The following is a 1,703-nucleotide window of genomic DNA, read 5'->3' as shown; positions in this document are numbered from 1 at the left end:
CCGCTCGGCGCGACGTTGTTGAGCATGAGCGCACTCCAGGTCTTCTGGCGGTCGGCGGAACACCAGACCGCTTTCGCCTTCTCGGGCGCGGCCGGATGCAGTTGCTCGATCGGCAGCAAAAACGTGTACACGGTCACGTCGTTGAGCTTGGTCAGGTCCTGTTCGAGACGCCGGCAGTAAGGGCAATCGGGATCGGAGAACACCGCCAGCCGGCGCTTGCCGTTGCCCTTCACGTTCTTGAAGGCGAGATCGAGCGGCAGCGCATCGAAGCGAATCCCGGTCAGTTTCAGCATGCGCTCTTCGAGGATGTCCTTCTTGGCGTCGAGATCGAGCACCCGCTCCGGAAGAATGAGGTACTGACCTTTCTCGTCGGCGTAGAAAATGGTGCCGTTCGCTACCACCTCGTAGAAACCGGGCAAGGGTGACTTGCTGATGCTCTCGATCGGCAACTGCGGCACTTTCTCCTGCAGCGTCTTCTTGAGGGCCTCGTTGGCGAGGGCGGCGCCGCTCGCGAGCAGGGCAAGCGCGGCGACGGTGGGGACGAATCTCTTCAGCATGGGATGAATTCCGGGTTATCGCGGCTCGGCGGTCAGCCTACCGCGTGTTGGATCAGCAGGTTGCGGACCGCGCCGAGGCGGCCGGTGAGACGCAGCCCCCAATTGCGGACCGCCGAGAGCGCGGGCAGATCGGTATTGAAAAGCTTCTGCAGCATGTCGGTGGTCGCCATCATGGACAGGATATCTTCGGCCCGGGCGCGCTCGAAGCGACGCAGAAACGAGAGCGCGCCGCAGTCGGGCAGCGGACCGCGATCCGTCAGCAGCGCCGCCAGCTCTCGCGCATCCCGGAATCCCAGGTTCACGCCCTGACCGGCCAGCGGATGCACGACATGTGCCGCATCTCCGATCAGCGCAACGCGTGGTGCGACGAGCCGCGCGACTTTGGTCCGGCGCAGGGGAAAGGCCGCCGCAGGCGTGATCAGCGTCAGGGCACCGAGCGCATCGCGGCTTGCTTCCCGCACCCGCTCGCACAAGGCTTCGCCGGACAGGGCGAGCAGCTCCTGACCCTGCGCCTCCCACGTAGACCACACCATCGAGACGCGGTTTCCGGGCAGTGGCAGCAGGGCAAGCACGCCATCGGAACGAAACCACTGGTGCGCCACACCCGCGTGAATCACCGCGCAGGCGAAATTGGCAACTACGCCGAGCTGGCCGTACGCGTGAACATGGGCGTGGATTCCGGCCTGCTTGCGCACCCAGGAGTCGGCACCGTCGGCGCCCACCACGAGCTTGGTACGCAGGCGCTCTCCGTCCTCGAGAGCGATCTGCGCGCGATCGTCCAGCCAAGTGATCGACGCGCAGGAAGCCGGACAACGCAGCTCGATGCCGCCGTCCGCGATGAGCGTGCGCCAGAGCGCGTCCTGCAGGCGAGACCCCTCCAGAATCCACGCGAGTGCGGAATGCCCGACGTCGAGGCTGCTGAAATCGAGACGCGAGGTCCCGTCGTCGCCGCACACGTGCATATCGAGCACGGGCTCGACACGCGTCGCATCGAGCCTCTGCCAAGCACCCGCCGCCTCGAGAAACGCGACCGAGCCGGGACTGATGGCGTAGATGCGGCTGTCCCAGGCAGCGTCCGACACGCCGCGCGGTGCGGCCGGCTCGACTACCGCCAGGCGCAGCCCGCTGCCGCGCAGGCTCGCCGCC

General features: G+C 66.5%; 2 protein-coding genes. Both read right to left on the bottom strand.

All coding sequences use genetic code 11. The features are described 5' to 3' along the window. Positions 1 to 557, bottom strand: a 557-nt coding sequence (locus JNK68_15360; protein ID MBL8541722.1) for a DsbC family protein, incomplete at its 3' end; no start/stop codon positions are given. Positions 558 to 589: 32 nt separating this feature from the next. Next, a partial coding sequence (locus tag JNK68_15355; GenBank protein MBL8541721.1) for a UbiH/UbiF family hydroxylase occupies positions 590 to 1,703 on the bottom strand: 1,114 nt, incomplete at its 5' end.

This window comes from Betaproteobacteria bacterium, from assembly GCA_016791345.1.
In the GTDB taxonomy this organism is placed as follows: domain Bacteria; phylum Pseudomonadota; class Gammaproteobacteria; order Burkholderiales; family JAEUMW01; genus JAEUMW01.
Note: the sequence above shows the minus strand (reverse complement) of the source record. Positions and strands in the feature narration are given on the sequence as shown.